Genomic DNA, 24,926 nt, shown 5'->3' with positions numbered 1-24,926 from the left:
AGAGGCCGCCCGCTATGATAAGAATAGTGATCGTTGAGGATCAGCAGATGCTTTTAGGAGCCCTTGGTTCTCTTCTCGATTTAGAAGAAGATATGGAAGTCGTCGGTAAAGCAGAGAATGGACAGGAAGCCTTGGCCCTTATTGATAAAGAACAGCCTGATATATGTATTATGGACATTGAAATGCCGGTAAAAAGCGGGTTAGAGGCTGCTGAGGAGTTAAAGGAGAGTACGTGCAAAATTATTATTCTTACCACCTTCGCACGCACCGGTTATTTTGAGCGGGCCCGAAAAGCAGGAATCAGCGGCTATCTTTTAAAGGACAGCCCGAGCGAAGAACTGGCCCAGTCTATCCGTATTATTATGAGCGGCAGAAAGGTCTATTCCCCTGACCTGGTGGATCTTGCATATAACAATGCCGCCACGCTTACCAAACGTGAAGAAGAAGTACTTGCGTTAATCGCAGAGGGAAAAAGCACCACGGCCATAGCCCGGCAGCTGTCTCTTACCAATGGTACTGTGAGAAACTATATTTCTGTTATATTTGATAAGCTTGAAGTAAGCAATCGTGTGGAAGCCGTCACTAAATTTCAGGAATTGAAGCATTAATACCAGTCTGCTGCCCCGGCTTGCATACGCAGCAGGCTTCTGCTATACTATTTTTATACCATATACATGTATGGGTATAAAACGAAAGGGGAATTCACATGATCGCAACGCTTCCTCGCATTAACGAATTGGCGAGAAAAAAAGTAAATCAGGGACTGACTGCACAAGAGCAGCAGGAGCAGAAGCAGCTTCGTGAAGAGTACCTTCAAATGATCCGCGGATCGATGGAAGAGACACTGCTCACCACCACCGTGCAGGATCCGGAAGGTAACGATGTAACACCGGAAAAATTAAAAAACATTCAATCCTAAAATGCTTTGGTATACAAAGCCGGTACGCTCCCAACACAGCGTACCGGCTTTATTTTATTTTTTCTGCGGGCGTTCACTGAGCGTGCTGAACGCCGTCAGTCCAAATACGGTCGTAATAAACATAATAGCTCCCATCGGGACAGCTGTCGTTTCATCAATGCCGGCAAGCGGGGAAACTATTGAACCTATCAAAAGCGGAAGCATGCCGAGCAGCGCACTTGCACTTCCTGCCCGGTGGCCCTGTTTGGCAATCGCCAGCGTAAACGAGCTTGTCAGCACCATCCCCATCGCTGTCATGTAAATGAAAATAGGGATGACGAGCAGCGCGAGCGGGCCTTCAATGATTGTCATCGCGAGAAGAAAAGAACTCGCACTTACTGCCGTGATCACCGCCGTGCGAAGTAGTTTTCGTTCAGCAATAATGCCGGCCAGCCGGCCGATTAAAAAACTGCCGGTGATAATAGCCAGGCCATTAATGCCAAATAATACACTGAACACCTGGGCTGAGACCCCGTAAATCTCCTGATACACAAATGGCGTGCCGGAAACGTAGGCGAAGCTGCCCCCGTGCACGAAGCCAAGCGTTAATGCGTACCCGATAAAAGAACGATCCTTCCACAAATCACCAATGGTGCGAATCGTATATTTGAGTGAGCTCGGCGTTCTTTTTTCCTCCGGAAGGGTCTCTTCAAGCCGAAAACCAATTGTAATTACGATGGCAAGCCCGACGACCGCGAGAAAAAGGAAAATTGTCGACCACTCTGAAAATGGGAGGAGTAAAATGGCGCCTCCAATCATCGGAGCGGCCATAGGGGCGATGGCGTTAATAACCATCAACAGCGAAAAGAACTGGGTCAGTTCCTTTCCACTGAAAATGTCTCTCACCACCGCCCTTGAAACGACAATGCCGGCAGAAGCAGTTAAGCCCTGCAGCAGCCTTGCAGCAATCAATATGTATATATTCGGTGCAATTGCACAAATAAACGAAGCAGCCGCAAACAGCGTAATAGAAACCAGCAGCGGCTTTCTTCTCCCTTTTGCATCACTAATCGGGCCGACGATCACCTGACCGACTGCAAGACCAACAAGACAGGCAGTTAAACTAAGCTGCACCATGGAGGCACGGGCGTTTAAATCTGCCGCTATTCCCGGGAAGCTTGGCAGGTACATATCAATATTGAGCGGCCCGAGAATTGCAAGCATACTAAGAATCAGCGCCAGACCGATCCGCTCTTTTCCTTTAGGATTCTGAATCATATAGAAGGAACACCTTTCTGCTTGAATTGGACCTTGCATCCGCATACAATTTCACAGCTTCTGTATACATTAGTTATTCTATCCCGTTTCCAGGCCCATGTATACCTCATTTCGCTATCAGCCTCAGCATAAGACCTGGTTATTTCTAATTTCACTCCATCACAAATGTTCCAACGGGAAATACTACTCCCAATGCCATTGTGAGTACAATCATAAAATACGTTTCTTAAATTTAATTCACAATGCTTTCACTATACTAAAAAAAATTTTGTTTGACGAAGTTTTATAATTTTATATAACAGTGTTGATATTTATATAACTGTTATAATACAATGGTATTATATCCTGGGAGCAGCTTTTTCTGTTCTCTTACCTTGAAGGAGGAATAATATGAACACGTACCGATCGGCAGGCAGACTTCATGTGCACCCTTCTTTATATCAATTTATTAATGAAGAAGTTCTTCCCGGCTCCGGACTGGAACAAAAGCAGTTTTGGCAGGATTTCGGTCAGATAGTTCATGATCTGACCCCTGAAAACGAAGTGCTTCTGCACACGAGAGACAATCTGCAGAACCAGATTCACGAATGGCATCAGGCTCACCCTCAGCGGGATCCGGATCAGTACCGAACATTTCTTGAAAGAATCGGCTACCTTGAACCAGAGCCGGATGATTTTCAAATTGCCACGGAACACACGGACGAAGAGATTTCCATGCAGGCCGGGCCGCAGCTTGTCGTCCCCATCAGCAACGAACGCTTTGCCATTAACGCAGCTAATGCACGCTGGGGAAGCCTTTACGATGCTTTATATGGAAGCGATATCATCAATGAAGAGGACGGAGCGGAGCAGCAGCAATCCTACAATCCTGTACGCGGTGAAAAGGTTGTTGCTTACGCTAAGCAATTTTTGGACGAATACTTTCCACTTCGCAGCCGTTCCCACAAGGACGCGGTCAGCTACTCTATTGAAAACGGGGGCCTCGAAATATCCTTTCAGGATGGCAGCAAGGGGCAGCTTCAACATCCTGAACAATTTTCAGGCTACCAGGGCGCAAGCGCCCGTCCGGTAGCTGTGCTTTTAAAGCACCACCGGCTGCATATCGAAATTCAAATTGACTATAGTCACCCGATTGGTAAAACCGACCCGGCCGGAGTAAAAGATGTGGCTGTAGAGTCTGCGCTTACAACTATTATGGATTGCGAGGATTCTGTAGCTGCTGTAGATGCTGAAGATAAAATACTGGTTTACCGCAACTGGCTCGGTCTCATTAAAGGAGATATTAACGCCCGGTTTCAAAAAGGCGATAAAACAGTGACACGCATTATGAATCCGGACCGCAGCTATACGTCTCCTTTCGGCGAAGAATTTACTCTGTCAGGCCGCTCTCTGATGCTGAACCGGAACGTCGGCCATTTGATGACAACCGATGCCATATTAAATGAAAGGGAAGAAGAAATTCCTGAAGGCATTATGGATGGCGTCATTACGAGCCTTATCTCCAAACACGACCTGCTTGGAAACGGAAAATACGGAAACTCCCGCGAAGGTTCCATCTATATTGTTAAGCCAAAAATGCATGGTTCTAAAGAAGCTGCCTTTGCAAACAAGCTGTTTGACCGGATTGAAGATATGCTCCACCTCGAACGCCACACCTTGAAAATAGGCGTTATGGACGAGGAACGAAGAACAACGATAAACCTGAAGGCCTGCATCAGGGAAGTAAAAGACCGGGTAATGTTCATTAATACAGGCTTCCTGGACCGGACCGGAGATGAAATTCATACCTCCATGGAGGCAGGAGCGATGATCAGGAAAGGCGAAATGAAAACCTCTGCCTGGCTCGGAAGCTACGAAAAATCAAACGTACAGACCGGACTTGCCACCGGCTTTGAACAGCGTGCCCAGATCGGTAAAGGCATGTGGGCCATGCCCGAGCAGTTGGCAGCTATGATGGATCAGAAGGACGGACAGTTAAAAGCCGGAGCTTCCACCGCCTGGGTGCCTTCACCAACGGCCGCTACGCTGCACGCTCTCCATTATCACCAGGTCGATGTCCCGGAAGTCCAAAAAGATTTAAAACAGCTATCTGAATCTCATCTTGATTCTATTTTAACTATACCCACCGCCGCTAATGCTGACTGGTCAGAAGCCGCAGTACAGGAGGAGCTCGACAATAACGCTCAGGGCATTCTTGGATATGTTGTCCGCTGGGTCGAGCTTGGCATCGGCTGCTCTAAGGTGCCGGATATCAACAACGTTGCACTTATGGAAGACCGGGCAACGCTTCGCATCTCCAGCCAGCACATTGCCAACTGGCTTCATCATCACATTTGCTCCAGGCAGCAGGTAATGGAAACATTCAAACGAATGGCCGCTGTTGTAGATGAACAAAACGCCCACGATCCCGAATACCGCCCGATGAGTCCGGATTTTGACCAGTCGACCGCCTTTCAGGCCGCATGCGATTTAGTATTCCAGGGGTACAATCAGCCAAACGGCTATACCGAGCCTATTCTCCATAGACGACGCAGAGAAGCTAAGGATCGTTTAAAAGCAGAAGCCAAATAGCCTCCTTTCTCCATCCTCAGGCTTTCCCTAAAGCGGAAAGCCTGAGGTTCTTTTTTGCGCCCCCGCATTCAGACCGCTCTATTACATATGTATACAGAAAAAACCGGCGCCCTGCTGTAACGCGGGGCACCGGCCGTATCTTTTCTGCTATTCTTCGATTTTGCTTAAGCAGTGATCACACTGGATCATTGGTGTTTCCTGATGCTCTGTCATTTCGCTTCCGCAGTCGCTGCAAATCATTGTCGGTATTTCTCTTTGATACTCCATCGTCGTTTCTCTCATTGGAAAAACCTCCTCATGATTTTTTAATAATTAACGGCTGAACTGACTTGATTCTGTCGATCCCTTCATCGCTGTCGTGGATGATTTTCCGCTTGAAATGGTAGTTGCTACCTGGTCGAAGTATCCTGTACCAACCTCACGCTGGTGACGCGTTGCTGTGTAGCCATGGTCTTCGTTGGCAAATTCCTTTTGCTGAAGCTCGGAATAAGCTCCCATGCCGCGTTCTTTATAGCCGCCAGCCAGTTCAAACATGCTGTTGTTAAGAGCATGGAAGCCGGCCAGAGTAACAAACTGAAACTTGTAGCCCATCTCGCCAAGCCGCTCCTGGAAGGTTTCAATTTCTTCGTCACTCAGCTTTGCTTTCCAGTTAAAGGAAGGCGAGCAATTGTAGGCAAGCATTTTTCCCGGGAATTTTTCGTGAATCGCATCTGCAAATTTCTGTGCTTCCTCAAGGTTTGGTTCAGAGGTTTCGCACCAGACAAGATCGGCGTACGGTGCGTAAGCAAGTCCCCTTGCAATCGCCTGGTCCAGCCCGTTGTTTGTGCGGTAAAAGCCTTCCTCGGTCCGTTCGTTGCTTCGGATAAATGAGTGATCATAGGCGTCGATGTCGCTTGTAAGCAGATCGGCCGCGTTTGCATCGGTTCTGGCCACAATAATTGTCGGCACTCCCATCACGTCTGCTGCAAGTCTTGCCGAAATGAGATTTTGGATAGCGGTGCTCGTCGGTATTAATACCTTTCCGCCCAGGTGACCGCATTTCTTTTCGGATGCAAGCTGGTCTTCAAAATGCACACCGGCGGCTCCTGCCTCGATCATCGATTTGGTTAATTCAAACACGTTCAGCCGGCCGCCAAATCCTGCTTCTCCGTCAGCTACGATTGGAGCAAAAAAGTTTGTTTCATCGTTTCCTTCGAGATGTTCAATCTGATCCGCCCGCTGCAGTGCCTGGTTGATACGCTGCACTACGTGCGGAACGCTGTTGGCGGGATATAAGCTCTGATCCGGATACATATGGCCGGAGAGGTTAGCGTCAGCGGCAACCTGCCAGCCGCTTAAATAAATCGCTTTCAATCCTGCTTTCACCTGCTGTACAGCCTGATTGCCTGTAAGGGCCCCAAGCGCCCGGACGAACGGGTCCTCCTGCATTAAATTCCAAAGACGATTTGCTCCCATATCAGCGAGTGTATATTCTACTTTGATCGAGCCGCGAAGCTTCAACACATCCTCTGCCGAGTAGGGGCGTGTAATCCCTTTCCACCGTTCCTCGTTCTCCCAGGCTTCTTCCATCTGCTTTACATCTTCCTGACGGATCATATGTCTCTCTCCTTTTTCTTCAGATTAAACAAATTGAAAATGCAGCTGCGCTTTCTGTTATAGTACAATTTGTTTTGTTGAGACTATATTATAACAGCATGTATTTTTCGTCAACTGTTTTATAATAATTTTTTGAAATTTTTATTTACTTCTGTAATAGAGGCTCCGCATCCCTTGTTTAAATAGTTTTTCTCTTTTAAATAAACTATTCTTCAAATTCCTTCTGTATTAATACAGAAGGAATTACTATTAAAAAGTGATTTTCCACCTTCAAAGCCGAGGCTTTTACTAAAATTGCGGGCTTTTTTATTGACGAAGCCCATCGGTTCTACTAAGATATGTTCTTTGTGTCCGGCTGCTGAAAACCGCTCCCCCTGTCCCGGCGTTTCTCTGCCTGCATAAATCTTTACTCTATATATAAAAGAAAGTAGGAATATTTGTGTCTTCACAACCCCCAAATCATTGGAAAAACAATGACTGGCCGGTCACGCTTTTAAGCGGTGGACTGTTGATTTTATTTGTCGTTTTTTCTCTTATTAACGCTGGAGCTGTCGGCCAGTTTGTCACGACCACCTTTAACTGGGCTGTTGTCTTTTTCGGAGCCTTTTGGCAGATTCTTTTACTTGCCACTTTTTTCATCGGACTCTACATCGGCTTTTCGAAATACGGAAATGTACGCCTTGGAAATTTAGCCGTACCGGAATTCAGCTATTTTAAATGGCTTTCCATCATTATGTGTACCCTGCTGGCTGGCGGTGGTGTTTTCTGGGCCGCAGCGGAGCCTATTTATCATTTTATGGATCTTCCTCCGGTATTCTCCGGGCTTGAAAGCAGCTCCTCCGAAGCAGTGCAGCCTGCGCTCGCTCAAAGCTTTCTACACTGGGGCTTTCTCGCCTGGGCTATTCTCGGAACACTGAGCACCATAGTGTTAATGCATGCTCATTATGATAAAGGCATGCCTCTTCGTCCGCGGACGCTCCTTTATCCGGTCTTCGGCGAAAAAATCGCTGTTCACAGTCCGCTTGGTACCATCGTGGATGTGTGTTCGATCGTTTCGGTCGCTGCCGGTACTATTGGTCCTATTGGCTTTTTAGGCACTCAGACAGGCTACGGTTTTGAGACCCTCATGGGGATCCCCAATAATTACCCGACCCAGTTTATGATTATTGCCGGACTTGTAGCTATTGCTTCTATATCCGCCGTCACCGGTATTCATAAAGGGATTCAGCTTTTGAGCCGGTTTAACGTATGGTTTACGATTGTTTTGATTTTATTTATATTGCTTATTGGTCCGGGCGGTTTCATTTTAGACGCCTTTATCTCTTCATTTGGAGTGTACACGCAGGAATTTGCACAGATGAGCAGCTTTCGCGGAAGCAATGAGTGGCTCGGTTTATGGACGGTCTTTTTCTGGGGATGGTTTTTAGGCTACGGGCCGATGATGGCTATTTTCATCACGAGAATTTCCCGTGGCAGAACGATCCGGCAGCTGATCCTCGCCGTGTCTATTATCGCCCCGCTCGTAACAAACTTCTGGTTTACCATCGTTGGCGGCTCGGGCATCTTTTATGAATTAAATAATCCGGGATCAGTTTCAGACGCCCTCTTTGAATCAGGCATGCCAGCTTCGATGATGGCTATCGTACAGCAGCTGCCGCTCGGAACCTTTATCGCTTTCTGCTTTCTGTTAGTTACTATTCTTTTCGTGGTAACTACAACAGATTCTATGTCCTACACGATTTCAATTGTAGTCAGCGACAGCGAGGAGCCTCATCCTGCCATTCGCGTTTTCTGGGTGATTATTATGGGAGCTGTAGCTGCCTGTCTGCTGTTTATTGGGGAAGGCAGCGTGGACGCCCTTCAGTCATTTATTGTAGTAACCGCGGTCCCTGTGTCCCTTATTCTGCTGCCAACGCTCTGGCTCGCACCGAAAGCAGCCAAAGCCATGGCCCAAAGACAGGGGATTACAGCCTCCTCTTCTATAGAGAGTGAAACCAAAAAAGAAGCACAGTAATATACTGCAGAGAAAGGGAATTCTCCTTTTCTCTGTTTTTTTGTTTTTTTAACAATTCTTTTCGGAAGCCAATAAAATAATAGCTATACAAGCGTATGTTTTGAATAGAAGGATCATAGACTTATTTATTGCCCGGATAATAAAAGGACCGAAGCTGAAAAGCCCGTCCTTGTTTCGTTTATAATGTCAGGTCTTTTACTTGTAATTGCTGCACTTTAATTTTCAAAAAAGTGCAAAAAAATTAATCACTGGCTGCAAAATTTTTTTCCTTTCTCATTCCTTTCGACGGCTTCTCCCTGCTGTGGGTGCTTCCCGAAGTTGGCACAGTTCTTGCAACTTTTACAGTAACCTTACTTTAGGAGTGGGTATGCATGGCAGAAATAATGTCCTCGAGTCAGATTATCGATCAAAACGATAAACACGGTGCCCGAAATTATACACCGCTTCCCATTGTTATTACTGAAGCGGAGGGCATATGGGTGAAGGATCCGGAAGGCCGGTCCTATATTGACATGCTGAGCGCATACTCTGCTGTCAATCAGGGACACCGCCACCCCAAAATTATTCACGCCCTGAAAGACCAGGCCGACCGGGTGACGCTTACCTCCCGGGCATTTCATAATGATCAGCTTGCTCCTTTTTATGACAAAGTGTCGGCCTTGACCAGCAAGAACATGGTGCTTCCCATGAATACCGGGGCTGAAGCAGTAGAAACAGCAGTCAAAGCGATTCGACGCTGGGGCTATGAAACAAAAGGAATCCCGGAAGGAAAGGCGGAAATTATTGCATGCGAGGGAAATTTTCACGGACGTACGATGAGCGCTGTATCTCTCTCTTCGGAGGAAGAATACAAACGGGGCTTCGGCCCGATGCTCCCGGGAATTAAAATCGTACCGTACGGAGATTTCGATGCGCTCGAAAAAGCCATCACCCCTTATACAGCTGGATTTTTAGTCGAGCCTATTCAGGGGGAAGCCGGAATTGTAATACCCCCTGAAGGATTTTTGCAGAGCGCGTATGAGCTGTGCCAGTCCCGCCAGGTGCTGTTTGCCGCCGATGAGATCCAATCCGGCCTTGGGCGCGCAGGTAAAATGTTCGCATGCGACTGGGACGGGGTTACTCCTGATATATACATTCTTGGTAAAGCGCTCGGCGGCGGCGTTTTCCCTATATCATGCGTAGCAGCCAATGAAGATATCCTTGGTGTTTTCACCCCTGGGTCCCACGGATCTACGTTCGGCGGCAATCCCCTGGCCTGCGCAGTGGCGGTTGCTTCTCTTGAAGTGATCGAAGAGCAGCAGCTTGCCTCACGTTCACTCGAGCTTGGAGAGCATTTTAAACGAAGACTCGCCGCTATCACAAACCCTCATATTATAGAAGTGAGGGGAAGAGGGCTGTTTATCGGCATCGAACTCGATGTCCCGGCACGCGCCTGCTGTGAGCAGTTAAAAGACAAGGGAATTCTCTGTAAAGAAACGCATGAAACTGTTATCCGCTTCGCGCCGCCACTCATCATTTCAAAGGAAGATCTCGACTGGGCGGCTGAACGAATTGAAGAAGTGCTTGCTGAACTTTAATAATAGGAGGCTTTTACATGTATACAGCGTACCGGCATGAACCCTTTACGGATTTTACGGATGAGCAGAACCGAAAAGAATTTGCGGAGGCCATCAAAGACGTCGAAAAACATCTCGGACAGGACTACCCGCTGATTATTGGCGGCGAACGGATTATCACGGGTGAAAAGCTTGTTTCCATCAATCCTGCAAATAAAAAGGAAGTGATTGGCCGTGTCTCCAAAGCCAATCCGGCCTTAATTAATCAGGCATTCGATGCCGCAAGCGAAGCGTTTCAGTCCTGGAGAACCACAAGTGCCGATGCCCGTGCCGAAGTGATGTTCCGGGCAGCCGCAAAAATGCGCCGCCGGAAGCACGAATTGTCGGCCACGCTCGTCAAAGAAGGTGGCAAGCCCTGGAAGGAAGCAGATGCAGATGTAGCCGAAGCCATTGATTTCGTCGAATATTATGCCCGCCAGATGCTTGAGCTGAAAAACGGCAAGCCCATTAACAGCCGGGAGGGAGAATACAACCAGTATGTCTACCAGCCGCTTGGTGTGGCCGTTACCATTCCACCATGGAATTTCGCCTGCGCGATCATGGTGGGCACAACGGTCGCCCCACTGGTGACGGGCAATACTGTTTTATTAAAGCCGGCCGAGCCGACCCCTGTCATTGCTGCAAAGTTTGTCGACATTTTGATCGAATCCGGCGTGCCGGACGGCGTCATTAACTTCGTACCCGGGGAACCGGAAGAAATTGGCGATCATCTCGTGGATCATCCCAAAACAGCGCTCATCAGCTTCACCGGCTCCCGGGCTACCGGTACACGCATTTATAAAAAAGCCGCGGATATCCAGGAAGGCCAGCAGCATTTGAAGCGGGTCATCGTTGAAATGGGGGGCAAAGATACCATTGTCGTCGACAGCGAAGCGGACCTTGATACGGCTGCTGAGGCCATTATCGCTTCCGCCTATGGCTTTTCCGGCCAGAAATGCTCGGCAGGCTCCAGGGTCGTCGCTCACCAGGATGTGTACGACGACGTTCTGAGCAAGGTGGAAAAACAGGCCAAAGCTTTATCTGTAGGGGATCCAACTTCCTATGACAACTACATGGGCCCTGTGGTCAATCAGAAGGCATTTGATAAAATCACCGGCTATATCGATATCGGCAAGCAGGAAGGCCGGCTTGTGGCTGGAGGAACAAGTGACGACTCCAAAGGATACTTCATTGATCCGACCGTCTTTGCCGATCTGGACCCGAAAGCACGCATTATGCAGGAGGAAATCTTCGGTCCGGTCGTTGCTTTTACGAAAGCGTCCTCCTACGAAGAAGCCATTGATATTGCCAATAATACCGAATACGGCTTAACCGGGGCGGTCATCTCCAATAACATCGACCGGCTGGAATATGCGAAGCTTCATTTCCACGTCGGCAACCTGTATTTCAACCGCAACTGCACCGGCGCCATCGTTGGCTATCATCCATTTGGCGGCTTTAAAATGTCCGGTACGGATGCCAAAGCCGGCGGCCCGGATTATCTGATTCAGCATCTCCATCCAAAAACGATCAGCCAAATGCTTTAATATTGCTCTCGGTGATGCAGTATATTTTTACAAAGGAGTTTTCCCACTTTGGGGAAACTCTTTTTTATCTTTACATTCATTACATCTTTTCTGAGCATTCATTTTGACAACACTGTCTGTTTCCTTTAGTTTTATCATGTTGATTAAACCGATAAGAATTCATTAATAAAGGAGGGCCAGCTATTGAAACACCTGTTAAAGCGTTACTTTGATGTCTCACTGATTGCCAAAATTACAACTGCTCTTATTGCCGGTATCGCTGTGGGACTTATTTTTGGCGAAAGTGCCGCCGTGCTCGCACCTATCGGCGACCTTATGCTGCGACTGCTTCAGTTTATTATAGTTCCATTGATTTTATTTACGCTGATTGTAGGGATCAACCAGACTACTGTCGGAGGTCTCGGCCGGATGGGAGGAAAAGTATTCATTTATTATCTTCTTACCTCTGCTGTAGCAATCGTGGTGGGCACCTCTGTTGCCAGCCTTTTCAACCCTGGCACCGGTACTACACTGGATGGGAGCGAAAGCTTTGAGACTCCTGATAACCCTGGGGTCACAGAGGTTATATTAAACATTGTCCCGGATAATATTGCCGTAGCCTTTACCGAAATGAATCTTTTGGGCATTATTTTTACCGCCTTTGCTTTTGGGATTGCATTAACCTATCTGCGTTCCTCCTCAAGCTATAAAGAAATAGGCGAGCGTCTATACCGCGGGGCAGAAGCTCTAAACGAACTTACCCTCACCGTGATGAAAGGCATTTTACAGTTCATACCATTTGGCATCTTTGCCATTATCGCTGAGATTGTAGGCAGCCAGGGAGCAAATACCCTTCTCTCCCTCGGTAACTTTATAATCGTGCTGTACGTTGCCCTTGCAGTACAGCTGGGGCTCTATATTGTTTTTCTTTTAGCCGCCAAAACTAATCTGGGGGCCTTCTTCCGGGAAGCGCGCACCCCGATGCTTACGGCCTTCGTCACCCAGAGCAGCTCCGGCACGCTGCCTCTCACATTAAACGCTGCGCGTGACCTTGGGTTAAAGCAGAGCCTCTACGGCTTCAGCCTGCCTCTCGGAGCGACGATTAACATGGACGGCGCTGCCATTCGGGTCGCTGTTTCCGCTGTTTTCGCAGCAAATGTCGTCGGGGAGCCACTCAGCTTTGTGGCCATTCTGCAAATCGTCATCGTCGGGACGCTTGCCACGGTCGGTACAGCCGGAGTCCCGGGCGCCGGCATTATTATGATTGCCACCGTTTTTGCCCAGGTCGGACTTCCCATGGAAGCAGTAGCACTTTTAACCGCTGTTGACGTACTTGTCGGCATGGGCGCGACCGCTTTAAATGTTACAGGCGATCTCGTCGGAACAAAGCTGATTAATAAAACAGAAAAAACAGGCAGTGCTGCCGAAAAATAGCAAAAAGCCGCGGTCCCTAAAAAGAGACCGCGGCTTTTTATTAATCTACCGGGCGTCTTCCCGGCTCCATATCAGAGTTGGAGGCCGTCATAACTGGTGTTACTGTCAGGTCGGAATACACCCGGTTTTGACAGGAGAGCCTGATATTTTCATCAGTAATGTCTTTGTTTTCGAGAACCGCGGCTTCAGGAGCTTCTTTCGGCCCGAGCTCTCCTTCGTTTACTTCACACCTGCAGGTGGTGCACCTGGCGTTTCCGCCGCAGCGGTGCAGAATATCAACACCGTTGTCTTCAAGTGCAAGCACTAATTTTTTTCCTTCTTCCACTTCAAATGTACCATAGCCTTTTACGTGAACCGTTGGCATAGTAAACCTCCTCTTTAAAATAACGTGCATGTAAAGCGTAACACAGTGGAAACCGCCCACATAATCTCCCTCATATTGACTGGTCCTTTACGCCTTCCACGTTTTCTCACGTTTTATCGTCCTGCTCGAGCGGCACGAATGCTACATATTCGACTACATGAGAGTGCACTTCTCCCTGTTGGTTTTTTTCGATGAGAAGAAGTTCCTGCCCCGTACGGCCGCCTACCGGCACCATCATTTTCCCGGGAGCTGCCAGCTGATCCACTAAGGAATCTGGCACAGCTTCAGCTGCTGCCGTTACCATAATACGGTCGTACGGCGCATGCTCCGGCCAGCCTTTACTGCCGTCGCCCAGCAGGTAATTAATGTTTGTAAACCCTGCTTCCAACAGGCGCTCCTGTGCCCTTTCCTGCAATGGCGGAATTCGTTCGACCGTGTACACAAAGTCGGAGAAAGCTGCTAGCAGAGCGGTCTGGTAGCCGGAGCCTGTACCAATCTCGAGCACCCGGGAGCCTGGCTCCACATCCAGCTCCAGCGTCATTTTCAATACGAGCGACGGTTGAGAGATGGTTTGCCCGTGCCCAATCGATAAAGCCTGATCCCACTTGGCAAGGCTTTTGTCCGTATCCATATAAAAACTGCGATCCATTTCCCTAAAATAGCTTCTTATTTCTTTATCCCTATCATTATTTGCCATAGGTGAACCCCTTTCTTCTCTATGCTTCCGAATACTTACTCTCTGTGAATTTTCTTATTTATATTCTTTCCCGTGCACTTCATTATCCATTCCTTCCCCTTGAAAAAATTGAACCGCTCAAGCATACTTTTAGACAAATAGGGTTATTCGTACTACGATTACTCTATACTCGCAATGAAGCGAAATGAAGGAGGTTCTCATAAATGGCTATTGTACACGTATCAGATCAGGACTTTTCCCAACAGATTTCCGAAGGTGTCGTTCTAACTGACTTTTGGGCACCTTGGTGCGGACCCTGCAAAATGATCGCTCCGGTTCTCGAAGAAATTAACGAAGAAATCGGCGACAACGTCAAAATTGCTAAATTAAACGTTGACGAAAATCAGGAAACCGCCGGTAAATACGGTGTTATGAGTATTCCAACACTCATGATTTTCAAGGACGGCGAAATGGTAGAACAAATCGTCGGCTTCCAGCCAAAGGATCAGCTCCAGGGCCTGCTTGAAAAACACATGTAATTTTCCGTTTTAAAAATCCCGCGCTCACTGTGAGCACGGGATTTTTTCTATTATTTATAATGCTTCCATTCCTTTTCCCTCACAGCCTCTTCCTTCTTCTGGCTTTTCCTTCCCCACCAGGACACGAGCAGCGGCCCCGAAATATTGTGCCAGACAGAGAAAACAGCACTTGGAAGCGCAGCAAGCGGCGTGAAGTGGACCGTCGCCAGCTGGGTGCCAAGCCCGGAATTCTGCATTCCGACCTCAATCGATACGGCCCGCCGTTTTGTTTCGTCTAACCCCACCAGCTTCGCCGTGACATAGCCAAGGGCCAGCCCAAAGCCGTTATGAAGCACCACCGCTGCAAAAACCAACAGCCCGGTTGCAGCAATGTTTTCCTGGTTTGCCCCGACGACTCCCGCCACAATCGCAATAATGGCTGCCATGGACACAATCGGGAGCGCCTGAACGCTTTTTTCCACCGTCCTTGGAAATAGCTGTTTGATCATTAAACCGAGTGCGATAGGTACAATAATCACCTGGAAAATGGATAAGAACATTGCCAGCGGATCCACCGGCAGCCACTCATTTGCAAACACTAAAAGAGCAATTGGCGTCAACAGCGGCGCAAGCAGTGTCGACACCGTCGTCATAGCCACTGATACCGGGAGATCCCCTTTAGCCAGGTACACCATAACGTTTGAGGCTGTACCGCCCGGACACGCACCTACAAGCACGAGACCTGCCGCTATTTCCGGCGGAAGCTGCAGAACCAGGGCAATGATAAAGGCAGCAAGCGGCATGATAACAAACTGCGCAACCACCCCGGTCAGCACCGGCAGCGGCTTTTTTGCCACAATACGGAAATCGGAGAGATTCAGCGTAAGCCCCATTCCAAACATTATGATCCCGAGTAAAATAGTTATGTAACCAGTAATTCCTACAAATACATCCGGCAGCAGATAAGCAATAAATGCAACAATTAACACAAAAACAGCAAAATACTTATTTACGAATATATTCAGGCTGTTCATTCTCCCACTCCTTTATTTTCTCTAAATTATGAAATATTTAGCATTTTAACGCTATTGCCTTAACATTTCAATCCTTTAATGGGAAAAAGGAAGCGGAATACTTTGTTTTCCTTTACATTCTTCTTTTATTGAAACCACGCCTGCCCCGGAATAATTTGTTTAAAGAACTGGCCTTGAGGGAAGCTTTTGGCAACGCGTATACTGGTAAAAGGAAAACGAGGGGGGAATTAAATATGTGGTGGTGGAGATTTAATCATGACGGTCCGGTCTTTGAACCCTTTGGTATCGGGCAGCTTATGGTATGGGTTTGCCTTGCCCTTGCCTGTACCGGTATTATACTTTTTCAGAACTACCTTCGGAGCGAGCCCCTGGCCCGTCAGACGATTAAGTGGCTCATCATTTCCACCTTTCTGCTTGGACAGCTGGCCCTGCAGCTTTTTTATATTACCAACGGCATTTGGAACCCTCGTTTTTCACTTCCGCTTAAAGTCAGCGATCTTGCCTGGATAGCAGTTGTTATTATGCTTATCACCGGCAGCCGCTTTTGGACTTCCTTCGCGTTTTATGCCGGAACCTCCAGCGCCTTACTTACTATAATATTTCCGGATATGGAACGGTACGGCTTCCCTCATTTTCGGTTTCTTCACTTTTTTATTACTCACGCGCTGATTGTGGCAGGCGTTGTTTATCAGGTGGTGGTGAAGCGTACCTTTATCTCCTTTCGCTCCTTGTTTGTCGTTTGGGGAGCCCTGAATACTGCGGCCGCATTGGCGTTTTTAGTAAATCTCTCTTTCGGCGCTAATTACATGTATTTAATGGAAAAACCAGCGTCGCCCTCCCCGTACGATTTGTTCGGCCCGTGGCCGTATTATTTAATCACGCTTCAGGCCATCGCACTAACTGCATTTCTATGCCTGTACGCAGGATACCGATTCGTCCTGAAAAAGTTTCTCGTTTTTTAATTTTTCTGTGCATAAAACGAAGACGTCCCGCTCTATAGGACGGAACACCCAAATGCAGTTCCTGTACGGCCCATTTATCAATAAGCCGTTTGGATAACTACTGAATTATTGCAAAAATAAAACATGTATATTTAACACTTATTATGATTTATCATTTTATATTACAAAAATGTTACAAGTATATTACTGTACACCTTTAATAACTCTACTATTTTCCCTTAATATTCATTTAAAAAACGTCATATTTTAATTCACTGCCATTTTTATACATAGTCTTTTTTACCTAAATAACAGTCTTTAGCATTACTTATTAAAAATTCAAACTATTAATAAGACAGTTGGGTTTTTTTGCTTCGATTATTTCAAAAGTACTTTTATAAAAGCATTTTTATTAAAACTATATTACAAAACTTGCACATTATTGAATTGTCTCTCACATTCTTATAGAATTGGGTTTATAGAAAAACACATACTAAAGACTCACAAAAATACATTTAGGAGGTGCAGCTTCACTTCGCTACATCCATTAGCCTGTCTACCATTTATACTTATAAAATCCAGTAATCATATCGAAAAACTTATCATTATACTCCTACATATATAAGACAGCGGATGATAGAAAAAGCAAGTGAACACACATAATGAAAAAATACTTATTTGGAACAGCAGTAACAGCAGGAGTACTATTCGCAGGCCCTCAGGCAGCGGATGCAGCAATTGATGATCATGGTTCTTTATCCTATGGTGATGTAAACTCTTCCGTAAATGATCTTCAGGAAGCATTAAAAGAAGAAGGATACTTTGAAGGATATACCGGTTCCCGCTTCGGCCCTAAAACCCTTCAGGCTGTTAAGGATTTCCAATCGGCAGAAGGCATTTCATCTCCAGCAGGTAACTATTACGGAGTAGCAGGACCTTCGACTCAGGGAGCATTAATGGACGTAATCGGATCCAGTTCCTCTTCAAACACATCGGGCAGTTCTAGCTCCACTTCCATTGGAAGCCACGGTTCATTATCCTACGGTGATGTGAATTCTTCCGTAAACGCTCTTCAAAAGAAACTAAAAGAGCACGGCTTCTTCGAGGGCTACACCGGTTTCCGTTTTGGTCCTAAAACGCTCCAGGCTGTTAAGGACTTCCAATCGGCAACAGGCATCTCGTCTCCTGCCGGCAGCTACTACGGAGTAGCAGGGCCGTCCACGCAGAGTGCCCTGATGGATTACGACGGTTCTTCTGCCAGCAGCTCGAGCAGCAATGAACAAGTAGCCGGCGTTTCAACTGGCACTGGTTCAGACATCGTCAGTACAGCCAAGCAGTACATGGGCACTCCTTACGTATGGGGCGGCATGTCTTCAAGCGGGTTCGACTGCAGCGGCTTTATCAACTACGTATATGATAAACACGGCAAAAGCATGCCGCGTACTGTGGCCTCTATTTATAGTGCAAGCACAAAGGTTTCAAGCCCGTCTGTTGGCGATATCGTTTTCTTTGATACACGGGGCGGCGCATCCCATGCTGGTATTTACGCTGGAAACAACGAATTTATTCACGCAGGCGCTTCCACCGGTGTTACTGTCTCAAGCATGAACAGCTCCTACTGGGCACCGCGCTACATGGGAGCAGGCGAAATTTAAACAACTTCAGCAAAAAAGCCAGTGGCTACTCTAAAGAGAGCTGCTGGCTTTTTGCATCTTTTCCGCTGTTTATAAATAGTGTTCAATTGCGTAAGCTACCCCGTCTTCCATATAGCTTTTGGTAACATGATCCCCAGCTTCTATCACTTCTTCCACTGCATTTCCCATGGCAATACTTGTACCGGCAACGTCAAACATGGATAAATCATTCAAATTGTCACCAATTGCCGCTGTGTTTTCGAGCGGCACACCCATTTCTTCTGCCATGCGGCGCAGAGCATACCCTTTGCTCACGCTTGGGTGTGCGATCTCAAGCTTTGTAATCCCAGAGGAAGTTAAAGAAACGTCTGTACGCGGGGACATCCGGTCCCGCAGTTTTTTTAATCTTTTTTGATCAAAGGACAATACAAATATTTTGTATATTCCTGCCGTTGCCGGATCCACATCACGGTAGTCCTTCATATATCCCGTGCCGTGCTGGGCGTATTGGATGCCCATCTCCTCTTCCGCCCAGGCTGTGTTCATCTCCTCATTCTCTTCCTGTACCTTCTGCACCTCTGCCCTGAGCCGCTCCTTTCCGCCTTCAAGCAGTATTACTCCCTGATTTGTGTATATCTCGTAGTACCAACCTTCGTTTTCAAGGTCGGGAAGCAGTTCCTCAGTAATCTCTTCAGGCATCACCAGCTGATCAATACTTTTCCCGTCCTGATAGGTCCATGCCCCGTTTCCGACCATCATCGGGCAGTCCAGGCCGGCAGTCTTTAAAATATCCTCAGTATCCTGCAGAGACCGTCCGGAGCAGACGGCTACTATATCCCCCTCCTCCTGAGCGGTTTTTATAGTCCTTACATTTTCTGCACTGATGGAGCGATCTTTTTTAATAAGTGTTCCATCTAAATCAACAGCGATTAGCTTCATTTCTGATTTCCTCCCAATGTAATGACGATATGAATCTTTCTTATTTACTTTTATCATAAACTTTTGGAGATGTCGCGAATAAATTTGCAGCAGGGTTCTATTAATATGCTCTTCAAAGTTATATATTCCGGTGGAAGTATGTTTTAATAAAAGAAAGACCATCACAGAAACGGGGAGTTGCAATGAACCAGGCAGCAGATACTTATTGGAAAAATTTTTGGCAGCAGCGAAACGAGACCCCTCCCGAACAGGTGACGGCCTGGTCCTTTGGCGTAGATGCCGATGAACTTGCAGAGCTTGTCGTTTCCGGAGTCAAAACGGCCACATGTTCGGCTTACATGTTTTATGAGATTGAAAATGAACCTCTTCCTTCGATAGGGGATTACAGCGTCGTTTTAAACAGAGCCGGCGATCCGGTATGCATTATCCAGACTACCAGCGTCAAAATTATGCCGATGAACGAAGTGCCCAAAGAATTTGCTGAAGCCGAAGGGGAAGGAGACCGTTCATACGAGTACTGGTGGAAGGCACATGAACAATTTTTTACCGAAGCGCTCGAAGAGGTCGGGGAAATATTCCGGGAGGATATGACAGTCGTCTGCGAACGGTTCGAAGTGATGAAATAAGGAAAAGCCAAAAAAGAAGCTGCCGGCAAGCAGCTTCTTTTCGTTTATTCCACCGGTTTCAATTTATACACTTCTCTTGATACGACAAGATTTTCTGTATTCTGCCGGTAGGCCTGATAATGTTCAGTCTGAATATGCTGCTGCACGGCCTCTTCATCCTTCCACTGTTCGGAAAAGATAAATACCCCGTCCTGCGCTTCCGATTCATACAGAACATATTCTATACAGCCTGCTTCTGCCCGCGACGGGGCCAGCGCCTTTTTCAGCTCTGTTTTCAAAGCTTCTTCTTTTCCCGGCTGTGCCTGCAGAAATGCTTTAATGGTTACTGTCATGCATCTTCCTCCTTTATATGTTTATTATACGGCGCCCCTGCTTATTTCTGCACGGCTCAGGACTTGAGACATAAAACAATCTTTCGCAGGAAAATTCACTTATTTGCTTACTTTGGCAGATTCATACAGTAGAATAAGAGACAACAGCAATTATTGCGGCGAGGTGATCAGCAATGTACGAAAACTTACAGTCTCTTACCACAGCAGAACAGGCGGAGTATCTTACAGAATATCTGGTGGAGTGGAACAGCGTGAACGCTTCCGATGGCGAAGTATCCATCGCGCGGGAGCTTTACCGCATCCTGCATACATTTCCTTATTTCCAACAGTTCCCGGAACGCGTCTGGGTAGAGCCGGTTCACGGAGACCCTCACGGACGCCAGAATGTGTTTGCCTTTATCAAAGGCCCATCTTCTTCAGCCCAGACAATCCTTTATCATTCCCACATCGATACAGTAGGAATCGAAGATTATGGAAACATTAAACACCAGGCCTGTTCACCAAAAGAACTGCTTTCTTACTTTCAAAGCTATACAAATGATCCCGAAGCGCAGACAGATGCCCAAAGCGGAGACTGGATGTTCGGACGCGGGTCCGTCGATATGAAAAGCGGCATCGCCGTGCATATCGTGAATCTGCTTTATTTCTCGGAGCATCCGGAAAAACTTGAAGGCAATATCCTGCTTTTACTGAATCCCGATGAAGAAAGCGAGCACTGCGGCCTTATCGGCGCACTGCCTGTTCTTCGTGATTTAAAACGTTCTCACGGCCTTCAGTACCTGCTCGCGATTAATAACGACTTTATTGCCCCACTGTATGAAGGAGATACCACAAAGTACATCTATACAGGAACCGCCGGAAAACTGCTTCCTGCCTTTTTCGTTTTTGGGCGCGAAGTGCACGTTGGTGATACGCTTGCCGGCGTAGATCCTAATTTCGTTGCCGCTAAGCTCACGGAGCGCATCCACAACAATTATGACTTAACCGAGCATATTCCTGGAGAGCTGATTTTACCCCCGACATGTCTTTATCAGCGTGATACGAAGGAAAGCTATACTGTTCAGACTGCTTCAGGCAGCCGGCTGTATTTTAATTACTTTTTATACGAAACCACCGCGGAACAGGTAACCGAACAAATGCTTCAGGCGGCACGTCGGGCAGCAGCAGAATCGGAGCAGTACTTTGCTTCTCAATACGATAGATACATCGAGGTCACCGGCATGCCTCCGAAAAATATTTCCTGGGAAATAGACGTTAAGACGTATGAAAACTACCGCCTTGAACTCGAACAAAAGGGACTCGACACGCAGGCAGCCATTCAAAAACGGCTTTCTGAAACCGCCGGCATGGATCTCCGGCTGCGAAGCTTTGAACTGGTGCACGCTCTGCGCGAGCTTGATCCGGATAAAGCACCGCAGATCATTTTCTTTTACGCTCCGCCGTTTCTCCCGCATAATTATTTAACAGATGATAATAGCCGGCACCGGCAGCTGAAGGCATCCCTCTCCTCTATTCTTCAGGACAACGCGGCCGGTACCGGGGAAATATTTGAGATGCGCAATTTCTTTCCCTATTTATCCGACGGCAGCTTTTTATCCATTCAGGAATCAGATGCAGAGCTTCAGCCTCTGCTGAAAAATTTACCGGAGGGAGACACCCTTTATCCAGTGCCGGTCGAAGCTATAAAGCAGCTGAACATCTCCTCCATCAACATGGGTGTTTACGGGAAGGACGGGCATAAATGGACTGAGAGGGTCTACAAGCCTTACTCCTTTCACGTTCTCCCCGATTTAATCCGGGCCACCACCGTCCGGATCCTGCGTGAATTTGCCGCTGTAAAAGAATAAGACAGCTAAAGCCGGCTCTCTATAAAAAGAGAAGCCGGCTGTTTTACAGCTTTTTTTCAAAAAGTATGCGATCCTGTCCTTCTCCGTCATAGTCAGTATGTACCGGGACCCCGTTCTCCGTTTTGTCCCCCGCCAACAGATTAAATCCCATCGCCTGATGAAATGCCACGGAAGCTTCATTGCCAGGTGACGTCACTGCCCGGATAATGCGGCGGTTTTCATCAAGTACGAAGTCAAAAAATGCGTCATATAATTCTTCTGCGACTCCTTCTCCCCGGTTATCCGGATGAACTCCGGCGAAATGTATATATGCCTCCTCCGTTCTTGTCTGCGACAAAAATCCGACAAGAAACCCTGTCATCCGGCCATTTACTTCCATGATAAAGCTTGTCTCCTGGAAATGATCAAACAAAAACTTTGGCAGCTTACCGGCCATATTTCTTCCGCCCCACCATTCGTTAATCACCGACTTAACCGTATAGTAATCTTTGGACTGAGCTCTGCGTATGTGCATGAATGCATCCTCCTCTGTTTCAGCTGTATAAGTGCTCTATCTTTAAGCCTGTTTTTCCATTTAACTGTATCATAGGTCTGACAGCCGCTAACATGCCTTTATCCGACGTATCAGTGCAAATGATATTGCGATGTTCTGTTAGACGGCCGCGGAATAAATATTGAAGCACCGGGACCTTTAGCCTCCGGTGCTTCTTTTTCAGAACTTAAACCTTAAACGAGCGCACGGAGCGCCCGAGCTCCTCTGCCATATGCGCAAGGGTGTTTGATGCAGATGATATCTCCTGCATGGAAGCGTTTTGCTCTTCAGAGGAAGCAGCTACGCTTTGTGTATGCTCCATGGACTGGTCGGCGATGTCTGCGACCCCCTGCACGGAATGCATCAATGCTTCTGTCTGGGCTGTCATCTGCTCCACAGCTGCCGATGATTCTTCAAGCTGAACGGCGATATCTTTCGTCGATACAGAAATCGACTGAAAGGCACTCTCCGCCTCCTTTACCTGACGGATACCCCCTTCTACGGCTTCTTTCCCGTCCTCCATCGACGTAACCGATTCCTGGATGTCTGCCTGGATATCCTTAATCAGCGAACCAATCTGACTCGCGGAACTGCCGGATTGCTCGGCAAGCTTGCGCACTTCCTCAGCCACCACGGCAAACCCCTGGCCGCTTTCTCCCGCGCGTGCAGCTTCGATGGCTGCGTTTAATGCCAGCAGGTTGGTCTGATTGGCAATATTGGTAATCAGCGAAATAATGTCATTTATCTGACCAGACTTGTTTTCCAGGTGATGAATAAACGTTGCGGTATGATTCGTTTTATCCTGAATCAACGACATCTGTCCGAGCGTCTGCTGAATAACCTGTGACCCGTTTTCCGCCGTTTCGACGTTTATCGACGAGGATTCATTAATTGCCTGGATGTTTCCCGATATACGATCCATACCGCCGGAAATATCTGCCACCAGCGATTTTGTTTCTCCCACGCTGCGGGCCTGGTGCTCCGCCCCGCCGGCCACCTCCTGCACTGCACGGGACACTTCGTCAGCAGCCGAGCTTGTTTCCTCCGCACTCGCACTAAACTGTTCAGAGGAGGCTGCGACCTGCTCAGACGTGGTTAAGATTTGTCTTACCAATGCACCCAAGTTTTCCCGCATTTGATTGTATCCCGCTGTCAGCCGGCCTATTTCATCATCTGAAGGATCCGAAAGCTTCGTGGTAAAATCTCCCTCTCCTGCTGCTGTCAGCGCACCTGTCACACGTCCGAGTCTTTTGGATATCCTGCGTGAAAATAAAAATACGCCGCCCATTGCTGCAATACCGGCAATCACTAAAGCAATCAAAAAGGTAATGAGTGCGTCACCGGTAATTTCATCCAGTATTTCCTGCGATGCGCCTACGTACCACATGCCAATAGGCACTCCCGCTTCGTTATAAATAGGTTCATAAGCTGTTTGATAGCTTGTTCCCACTACGTCTGCTTCTCCTGTATACATTTCTTCATCCTGCAGCACCGTTTCCACCACTTCCTCTGACGCCTGGGTGCCGACAGCACGCTCTCCCTCAAGCATCACATTGGTCGTTACACGGGTATCATTCATGAAAATGGTTACGGTGCCCCCGGTCATTTCCCCGATAAAATCAACAATATCGGTATTTCCGCTGATAGTCGTTTCCCCTTTTATTAAATTCCCATCCTCAATACGCCACTCCCCGGGGTATTCACTATTTATGTATTCATAGCCTAAATTTAAGTCGGAAACCGCTTTTTCTACAGCCGTTTCTTCCACGCCCTTTTTTATCTGGTCGAACGTAATAAAACCAATCACAATAGAAAAACCAATGAGAACTGCAGCCATAATTATGTTCAGCTTTGTGCCAAGCGTAAGCTTTTGTATAAATCCTTTCACCGTTTTCCTCCTTAAGCTGATGTCTTACTATTATTATCGTAATAATCACCTCATAGTTTATAGGAAGAAATGGATTTTTATGGATAAAATAAACAAAATCCCTCCCGCCAATATGGCTGAAGGGATGAATGAAGCATACGGTTAAATATCTTTATGCGTGAAAATATCATGGTTATCAGTGCTTGTCGAGGAATACTCTGCGGTTACAGCGCCTTCTTCTCCTGCCTGGAACCAATGCTTTGTATTCGGAGGAATCGTGTATTGATCCCCGGCCGTTAATATAACTTCGTGGGCTGCTGTAAACTGATCCCTGTCCTGTTCCGGGGGATGCGCCTTTGGATGTGAAGTCGCTTCTCCCTCCACATACAAATAGACAGTTCCAAATTTGCAGCGGAATGTTTCCTGCTTGCCCGGGTCCCCCGATTCCACTGGAGGATGAAGATGCTCAGGGCACGTCTGACGCGGGAAGAGCGCCCATTCTTTAGCACAGTACCGTTCTGTATTAATATACACAAACAGCTGCAGACCCAGTTCGTCCAGACGCCCAAGACCGAAATCATTAATCTGAATATCCCGTATTTCTTCGTCTTTCAGCGTAATGTCTGCCAGCCGGAAGTATTCATTTACTTTTCTCTGAACTTCAATCTCTGTTAAATCATTCAGCTTCATAAGGTTCCTCCTGT

24 protein-coding genes are annotated in these 24,926 nt (G+C 47.3%); 12 read left to right on the top strand and 12 right to left on the bottom strand.

Annotation, left to right across the window (positions count from 1 at the left end; all coding sequences use genetic code 11):
• Positions 1-14: 14 nt before the first annotated feature.
• Both SIC45_RS00840 and SIC45_RS00835 read left to right on the top strand, forming a co-directional pair.
• Positions 15-608, top strand: a complete 594-nt coding sequence (locus SIC45_RS00840; protein WP_298784715.1) for a response regulator transcription factor — start codon at positions 15-17, stop codon at positions 606-608.
• Positions 609-706: 98 nt separating this feature from the next.
• On the top strand, positions 707-919 hold the full coding sequence (locus SIC45_RS00835) for a DUF896 domain-containing protein (RefSeq protein ID WP_319630709.1): 213 nt from the start codon (positions 707-709) through the stop codon (positions 917-919).
• Positions 920-973: 54 nt separating this feature from the next.
• Here the strand turns inward: SIC45_RS00835 and SIC45_RS00830 are convergent, their stop codons facing one another.
• Positions 974-2,176, bottom strand: coding sequence for a Bcr/CflA family efflux MFS transporter (locus SIC45_RS00830; RefSeq protein WP_298784709.1), 1,203 nt, complete (start codon positions 2,174-2,176; stop codon positions 974-976).
• A 390-nt stretch (positions 2,177-2,566) separates the two neighbouring features.
• Between SIC45_RS00830 and SIC45_RS00825 the strand changes: the two genes are divergently transcribed.
• On the top strand, positions 2,567-4,747 hold the full coding sequence (locus SIC45_RS00825) for a malate synthase G (protein ID WP_319630708.1): 2,181 nt from the start codon (positions 2,567-2,569) through the stop codon (positions 4,745-4,747).
• 147 nt (positions 4,748-4,894) lie between these two features.
• On the opposite strand, the gene yhfH is transcribed toward SIC45_RS00825, so the two are convergent.
• The 3 genes from yhfH to SIC45_RS00810 form a co-directional block, all read right to left on the bottom strand.
• Positions 4,895-5,029 (bottom strand): protein YhfH, encoded by a 135-nt coding sequence (gene yhfH, locus SIC45_RS00820; protein ID WP_298784705.1) that lies wholly within the window; start codon positions 5,027-5,029, stop codon positions 4,895-4,897.
• Positions 5,030-5,059: 30 nt separating this feature from the next.
• Complete coding sequence (gene aceA / locus SIC45_RS00815) at positions 5,060-6,343, bottom strand: isocitrate lyase (protein WP_298784703.1); 1,284 nt, start codon at positions 6,341-6,343, stop codon at positions 5,060-5,062.
• Positions 6,344-6,555: 212 nt separating this feature from the next.
• Positions 6,556-6,792: a hypothetical protein gene (locus SIC45_RS00810; RefSeq protein WP_319630707.1), complete on the bottom strand. Its 237-nt coding sequence runs from the start codon at positions 6,790-6,792 to the stop codon at positions 6,556-6,558.
• Here SIC45_RS00810 and SIC45_RS00805 point away from each other — a divergent pair.
• The 4 genes from SIC45_RS00805 (at position 6,783) to SIC45_RS00790 (ending at position 12,912) form a co-directional block, all read left to right on the top strand.
• Entirely contained in the window at positions 6,783-8,357 is a 1,575-nt protein-coding gene (locus SIC45_RS00805) for a BCCT family transporter (RefSeq protein ID WP_319630706.1), read from the top strand. The two genes, SIC45_RS00810 and SIC45_RS00805, sit on opposite strands and share 10 nt — an antisense overlap.
• A gap of 371 nt (positions 8,358-8,728) precedes the next feature.
• A complete protein-coding gene (locus SIC45_RS00800; RefSeq protein ID WP_319630705.1) occupies positions 8,729-9,934 on the top strand; it encodes an ornithine--oxo-acid transaminase in 1,206 nt (401 codons plus the stop codon).
• 17 nt (positions 9,935-9,951) lie between these two features.
• Positions 9,952-11,499 (top strand): L-glutamate gamma-semialdehyde dehydrogenase, encoded by a 1,548-nt coding sequence (gene pruA, locus SIC45_RS00795; protein ID WP_319630704.1) that lies wholly within the window; start codon positions 9,952-9,954, stop codon positions 11,497-11,499.
• Between the two features lie 183 nt (positions 11,500-11,682).
• A complete protein-coding gene (locus SIC45_RS00790; RefSeq protein WP_319630703.1) occupies positions 11,683-12,912 on the top strand; it encodes a dicarboxylate/amino acid:cation symporter in 1,230 nt (409 codons plus the stop codon).
• Between the two features lie 40 nt (positions 12,913-12,952).
• Here SIC45_RS00790 and SIC45_RS00785 read toward each other — a convergent pair whose 3' ends face one another.
• Complete coding sequence (locus SIC45_RS00785) at positions 12,953-13,276, bottom strand: 2Fe-2S iron-sulfur cluster-binding protein (RefSeq protein ID WP_319630702.1); 324 nt, start codon at positions 13,274-13,276, stop codon at positions 12,953-12,955.
• A gap of 106 nt (positions 13,277-13,382) precedes the next feature.
• Positions 13,383-13,973 (bottom strand): protein-L-isoaspartate(D-aspartate) O-methyltransferase, encoded by a 591-nt coding sequence (locus SIC45_RS00780; RefSeq protein ID WP_319630701.1) that lies wholly within the window; start codon positions 13,971-13,973, stop codon positions 13,383-13,385.
• 203 nt (positions 13,974-14,176) lie between these two features.
• Between SIC45_RS00780 and trxA the strand changes: the two genes are divergently transcribed.
• Positions 14,177-14,491 (top strand): thioredoxin, encoded by a 315-nt coding sequence (gene trxA / locus SIC45_RS00775; protein WP_022794304.1) that lies wholly within the window; start codon positions 14,177-14,179, stop codon positions 14,489-14,491.
• 50 nt (positions 14,492-14,541) lie between these two features.
• Here trxA and SIC45_RS00770 read toward each other — a convergent pair whose 3' ends face one another.
• Positions 14,542-15,504 (bottom strand): bile acid:sodium symporter family protein, encoded by a 963-nt coding sequence (locus SIC45_RS00770; RefSeq protein WP_319630700.1) that lies wholly within the window; start codon positions 15,502-15,504, stop codon positions 14,542-14,544.
• Between the two features lie 233 nt (positions 15,505-15,737).
• On the opposite strand from SIC45_RS00770, the gene SIC45_RS00765 reads away from it, so the two are divergent.
• The gene (locus tag SIC45_RS00765; protein ID WP_319630699.1) at positions 15,738-16,466 is read left to right on the top strand and encodes a TIGR02206 family membrane protein; all 729 of its coding nucleotides are present in this window, start codon (positions 15,738-15,740) and stop codon (positions 16,464-16,466) included.
• Positions 16,467-17,107: 641 nt separating this feature from the next.
• Positions 17,108-18,100, top strand: coding sequence for an NlpC/P60 family protein (locus tag SIC45_RS00760; RefSeq protein ID WP_319630698.1), 993 nt, complete (start codon positions 17,108-17,110; stop codon positions 18,098-18,100).
• Positions 18,101-18,169: 69 nt separating this feature from the next.
• Here the strand turns inward: SIC45_RS00760 and SIC45_RS00755 are convergent, their stop codons facing one another.
• Positions 18,170-19,018, bottom strand: a complete 849-nt coding sequence (locus SIC45_RS00755; RefSeq protein WP_319630697.1) for a Cof-type HAD-IIB family hydrolase — start codon at positions 19,016-19,018, stop codon at positions 18,170-18,172.
• A 182-nt stretch (positions 19,019-19,200) separates the two neighbouring features.
• On the opposite strand from SIC45_RS00755, the gene SIC45_RS00750 reads away from it, so the two are divergent.
• Positions 19,201-19,644: an ASCH domain-containing protein gene (locus SIC45_RS00750; RefSeq protein WP_319630696.1), complete on the top strand. Its 444-nt coding sequence runs from the start codon at positions 19,201-19,203 to the stop codon at positions 19,642-19,644.
• A gap of 44 nt (positions 19,645-19,688) precedes the next feature.
• Here the strand turns inward: SIC45_RS00750 and SIC45_RS00745 are convergent, their stop codons facing one another.
• Positions 19,689-19,976 carry a putative quinol monooxygenase gene (locus SIC45_RS00745; RefSeq protein WP_298784662.1) on the bottom strand — a complete coding sequence of 96 codons (288 nt, stop codon included), beginning with the start codon at positions 19,974-19,976 and terminating at the stop codon, positions 19,689-19,691.
• A 173-nt stretch (positions 19,977-20,149) separates the two neighbouring features.
• Here SIC45_RS00745 and SIC45_RS00740 point away from each other — a divergent pair, with 173 nt between their 5' ends.
• Entirely contained in the window at positions 20,150-21,823 is a 1,674-nt protein-coding gene (locus tag SIC45_RS00740; RefSeq protein WP_319630695.1) for a M20/M25/M40 family metallo-hydrolase, read from the top strand.
• A 43-nt stretch (positions 21,824-21,866) separates the two neighbouring features.
• Here the strand turns inward: SIC45_RS00740 and SIC45_RS00735 are convergent, their stop codons facing one another.
• The 3 genes from SIC45_RS00735 to SIC45_RS00725 all read right to left on the bottom strand — a co-directional run bounded on the left by SIC45_RS00735 (position 21,867) and on the right by SIC45_RS00725 (position 24,912).
• Entirely contained in the window at positions 21,867-22,337 is a 471-nt protein-coding gene (locus tag SIC45_RS00735) for a GNAT family N-acetyltransferase (protein WP_319630694.1), read from the bottom strand.
• Positions 22,338-22,542: 205 nt separating this feature from the next.
• Positions 22,543-24,243 carry a methyl-accepting chemotaxis protein gene (locus SIC45_RS00730; protein WP_319630693.1) on the bottom strand — a complete coding sequence of 567 codons (1,701 nt, stop codon included), beginning with the start codon at positions 24,241-24,243 and terminating at the stop codon, positions 22,543-22,545.
• Between the two features lie 141 nt (positions 24,244-24,384).
• Positions 24,385-24,912: a D-lyxose/D-mannose family sugar isomerase gene (locus tag SIC45_RS00725; protein WP_319630692.1), complete on the bottom strand. Its 528-nt coding sequence runs from the start codon at positions 24,910-24,912 to the stop codon at positions 24,385-24,387.
• Between the last annotated feature and the right edge of the window lie 14 nt (positions 24,913-24,926).

It is taken from the genome of Marinococcus sp. PL1-022, from assembly GCF_033845285.1.
Lineage (GTDB): Bacteria > Bacillota > Bacilli > Bacillales > Marinococcaceae > Marinococcus.
The sequence above is the reverse complement of the archived record's forward strand: the minus strand, read 5'-3'. Positions and strand labels throughout refer to the sequence as shown.

Excerpts from the sequence above, each read along its gene's own strand:
- SIC45_RS00740 (WP_319630695.1), top strand. The coding sequence starts at position 20,150 with ATGTACGAAAACTTACAGTCTCTTACCACAGCAGAACAGGCGGAGTAT.
- SIC45_RS00735 (WP_319630694.1), bottom strand. The coding sequence starts at position 22,337 with ATGCACATACGCAGAGCTCAGTCCAAAGATTACTATACGGTTAAGTCG.
- SIC45_RS00780 (WP_319630701.1), bottom strand. The coding sequence starts at position 13,973 with ATGGCAAATAATGATAGGGATAAAGAAATAAGAAGCTATTTTAGGGAA.
- SIC45_RS00745 (WP_298784662.1), bottom strand. The coding sequence starts at position 19,976 with ATGACAGTAACCATTAAAGCATTTCTGCAGGCACAGCCGGGAAAAGAA.
- SIC45_RS00835 (WP_319630709.1), top strand. The coding sequence starts at position 707 with ATGATCGCAACGCTTCCTCGCATTAACGAATTGGCGAGAAAAAAAGTA.
- yhfH (WP_298784705.1), bottom strand. The coding sequence starts at position 5,029 with ATGAGAGAAACGACGATGGAGTATCAAAGAGAAATACCGACAATGATT.
- SIC45_RS00760 (WP_319630698.1), top strand. The coding sequence starts at position 17,108 with ATGAAAAAATACTTATTTGGAACAGCAGTAACAGCAGGAGTACTATTC.
- SIC45_RS00770 (WP_319630700.1), bottom strand. The coding sequence starts at position 15,504 with ATGAACAGCCTGAATATATTCGTAAATAAGTATTTTGCTGTTTTTGTG.
- SIC45_RS00825 (WP_319630708.1), top strand. The coding sequence starts at position 2,567 with ATGAACACGTACCGATCGGCAGGCAGACTTCATGTGCACCCTTCTTTA.
- SIC45_RS00755 (WP_319630697.1), bottom strand. The coding sequence starts at position 19,018 with ATGAAGCTAATCGCTGTTGATTTAGATGGAACACTTATTAAAAAAGAT.
- SIC45_RS00830 (WP_298784709.1), bottom strand. The coding sequence starts at position 2,176 with ATGATTCAGAATCCTAAAGGAAAAGAGCGGATCGGTCTGGCGCTGATT.
- SIC45_RS00785 (WP_319630702.1), bottom strand. The coding sequence starts at position 13,276 with ATGCCAACGGTTCACGTAAAAGGCTATGGTACATTTGAAGTGGAAGAA.
- SIC45_RS00765 (WP_319630699.1), top strand. The coding sequence starts at position 15,738 with ATGTGGTGGTGGAGATTTAATCATGACGGTCCGGTCTTTGAACCCTTT.
- SIC45_RS00725 (WP_319630692.1), bottom strand. The coding sequence starts at position 24,912 with ATGAAGCTGAATGATTTAACAGAGATTGAAGTTCAGAGAAAAGTAAAT.
- trxA (WP_022794304.1), top strand. The coding sequence starts at position 14,177 with ATGGCTATTGTACACGTATCAGATCAGGACTTTTCCCAACAGATTTCC.
- SIC45_RS00800 (WP_319630705.1), top strand. The coding sequence starts at position 8,729 with ATGGCAGAAATAATGTCCTCGAGTCAGATTATCGATCAAAACGATAAA.
- SIC45_RS00750 (WP_319630696.1), top strand. The coding sequence starts at position 19,201 with ATGAACCAGGCAGCAGATACTTATTGGAAAAATTTTTGGCAGCAGCGA.
- aceA (WP_298784703.1), bottom strand. The coding sequence starts at position 6,343 with ATGATCCGTCAGGAAGATGTAAAGCAGATGGAAGAAGCCTGGGAGAAC.
- pruA (WP_319630704.1), top strand. The coding sequence starts at position 9,952 with ATGTATACAGCGTACCGGCATGAACCCTTTACGGATTTTACGGATGAG.
- SIC45_RS00840 (WP_298784715.1), top strand. The coding sequence starts at position 15 with ATGATAAGAATAGTGATCGTTGAGGATCAGCAGATGCTTTTAGGAGCC.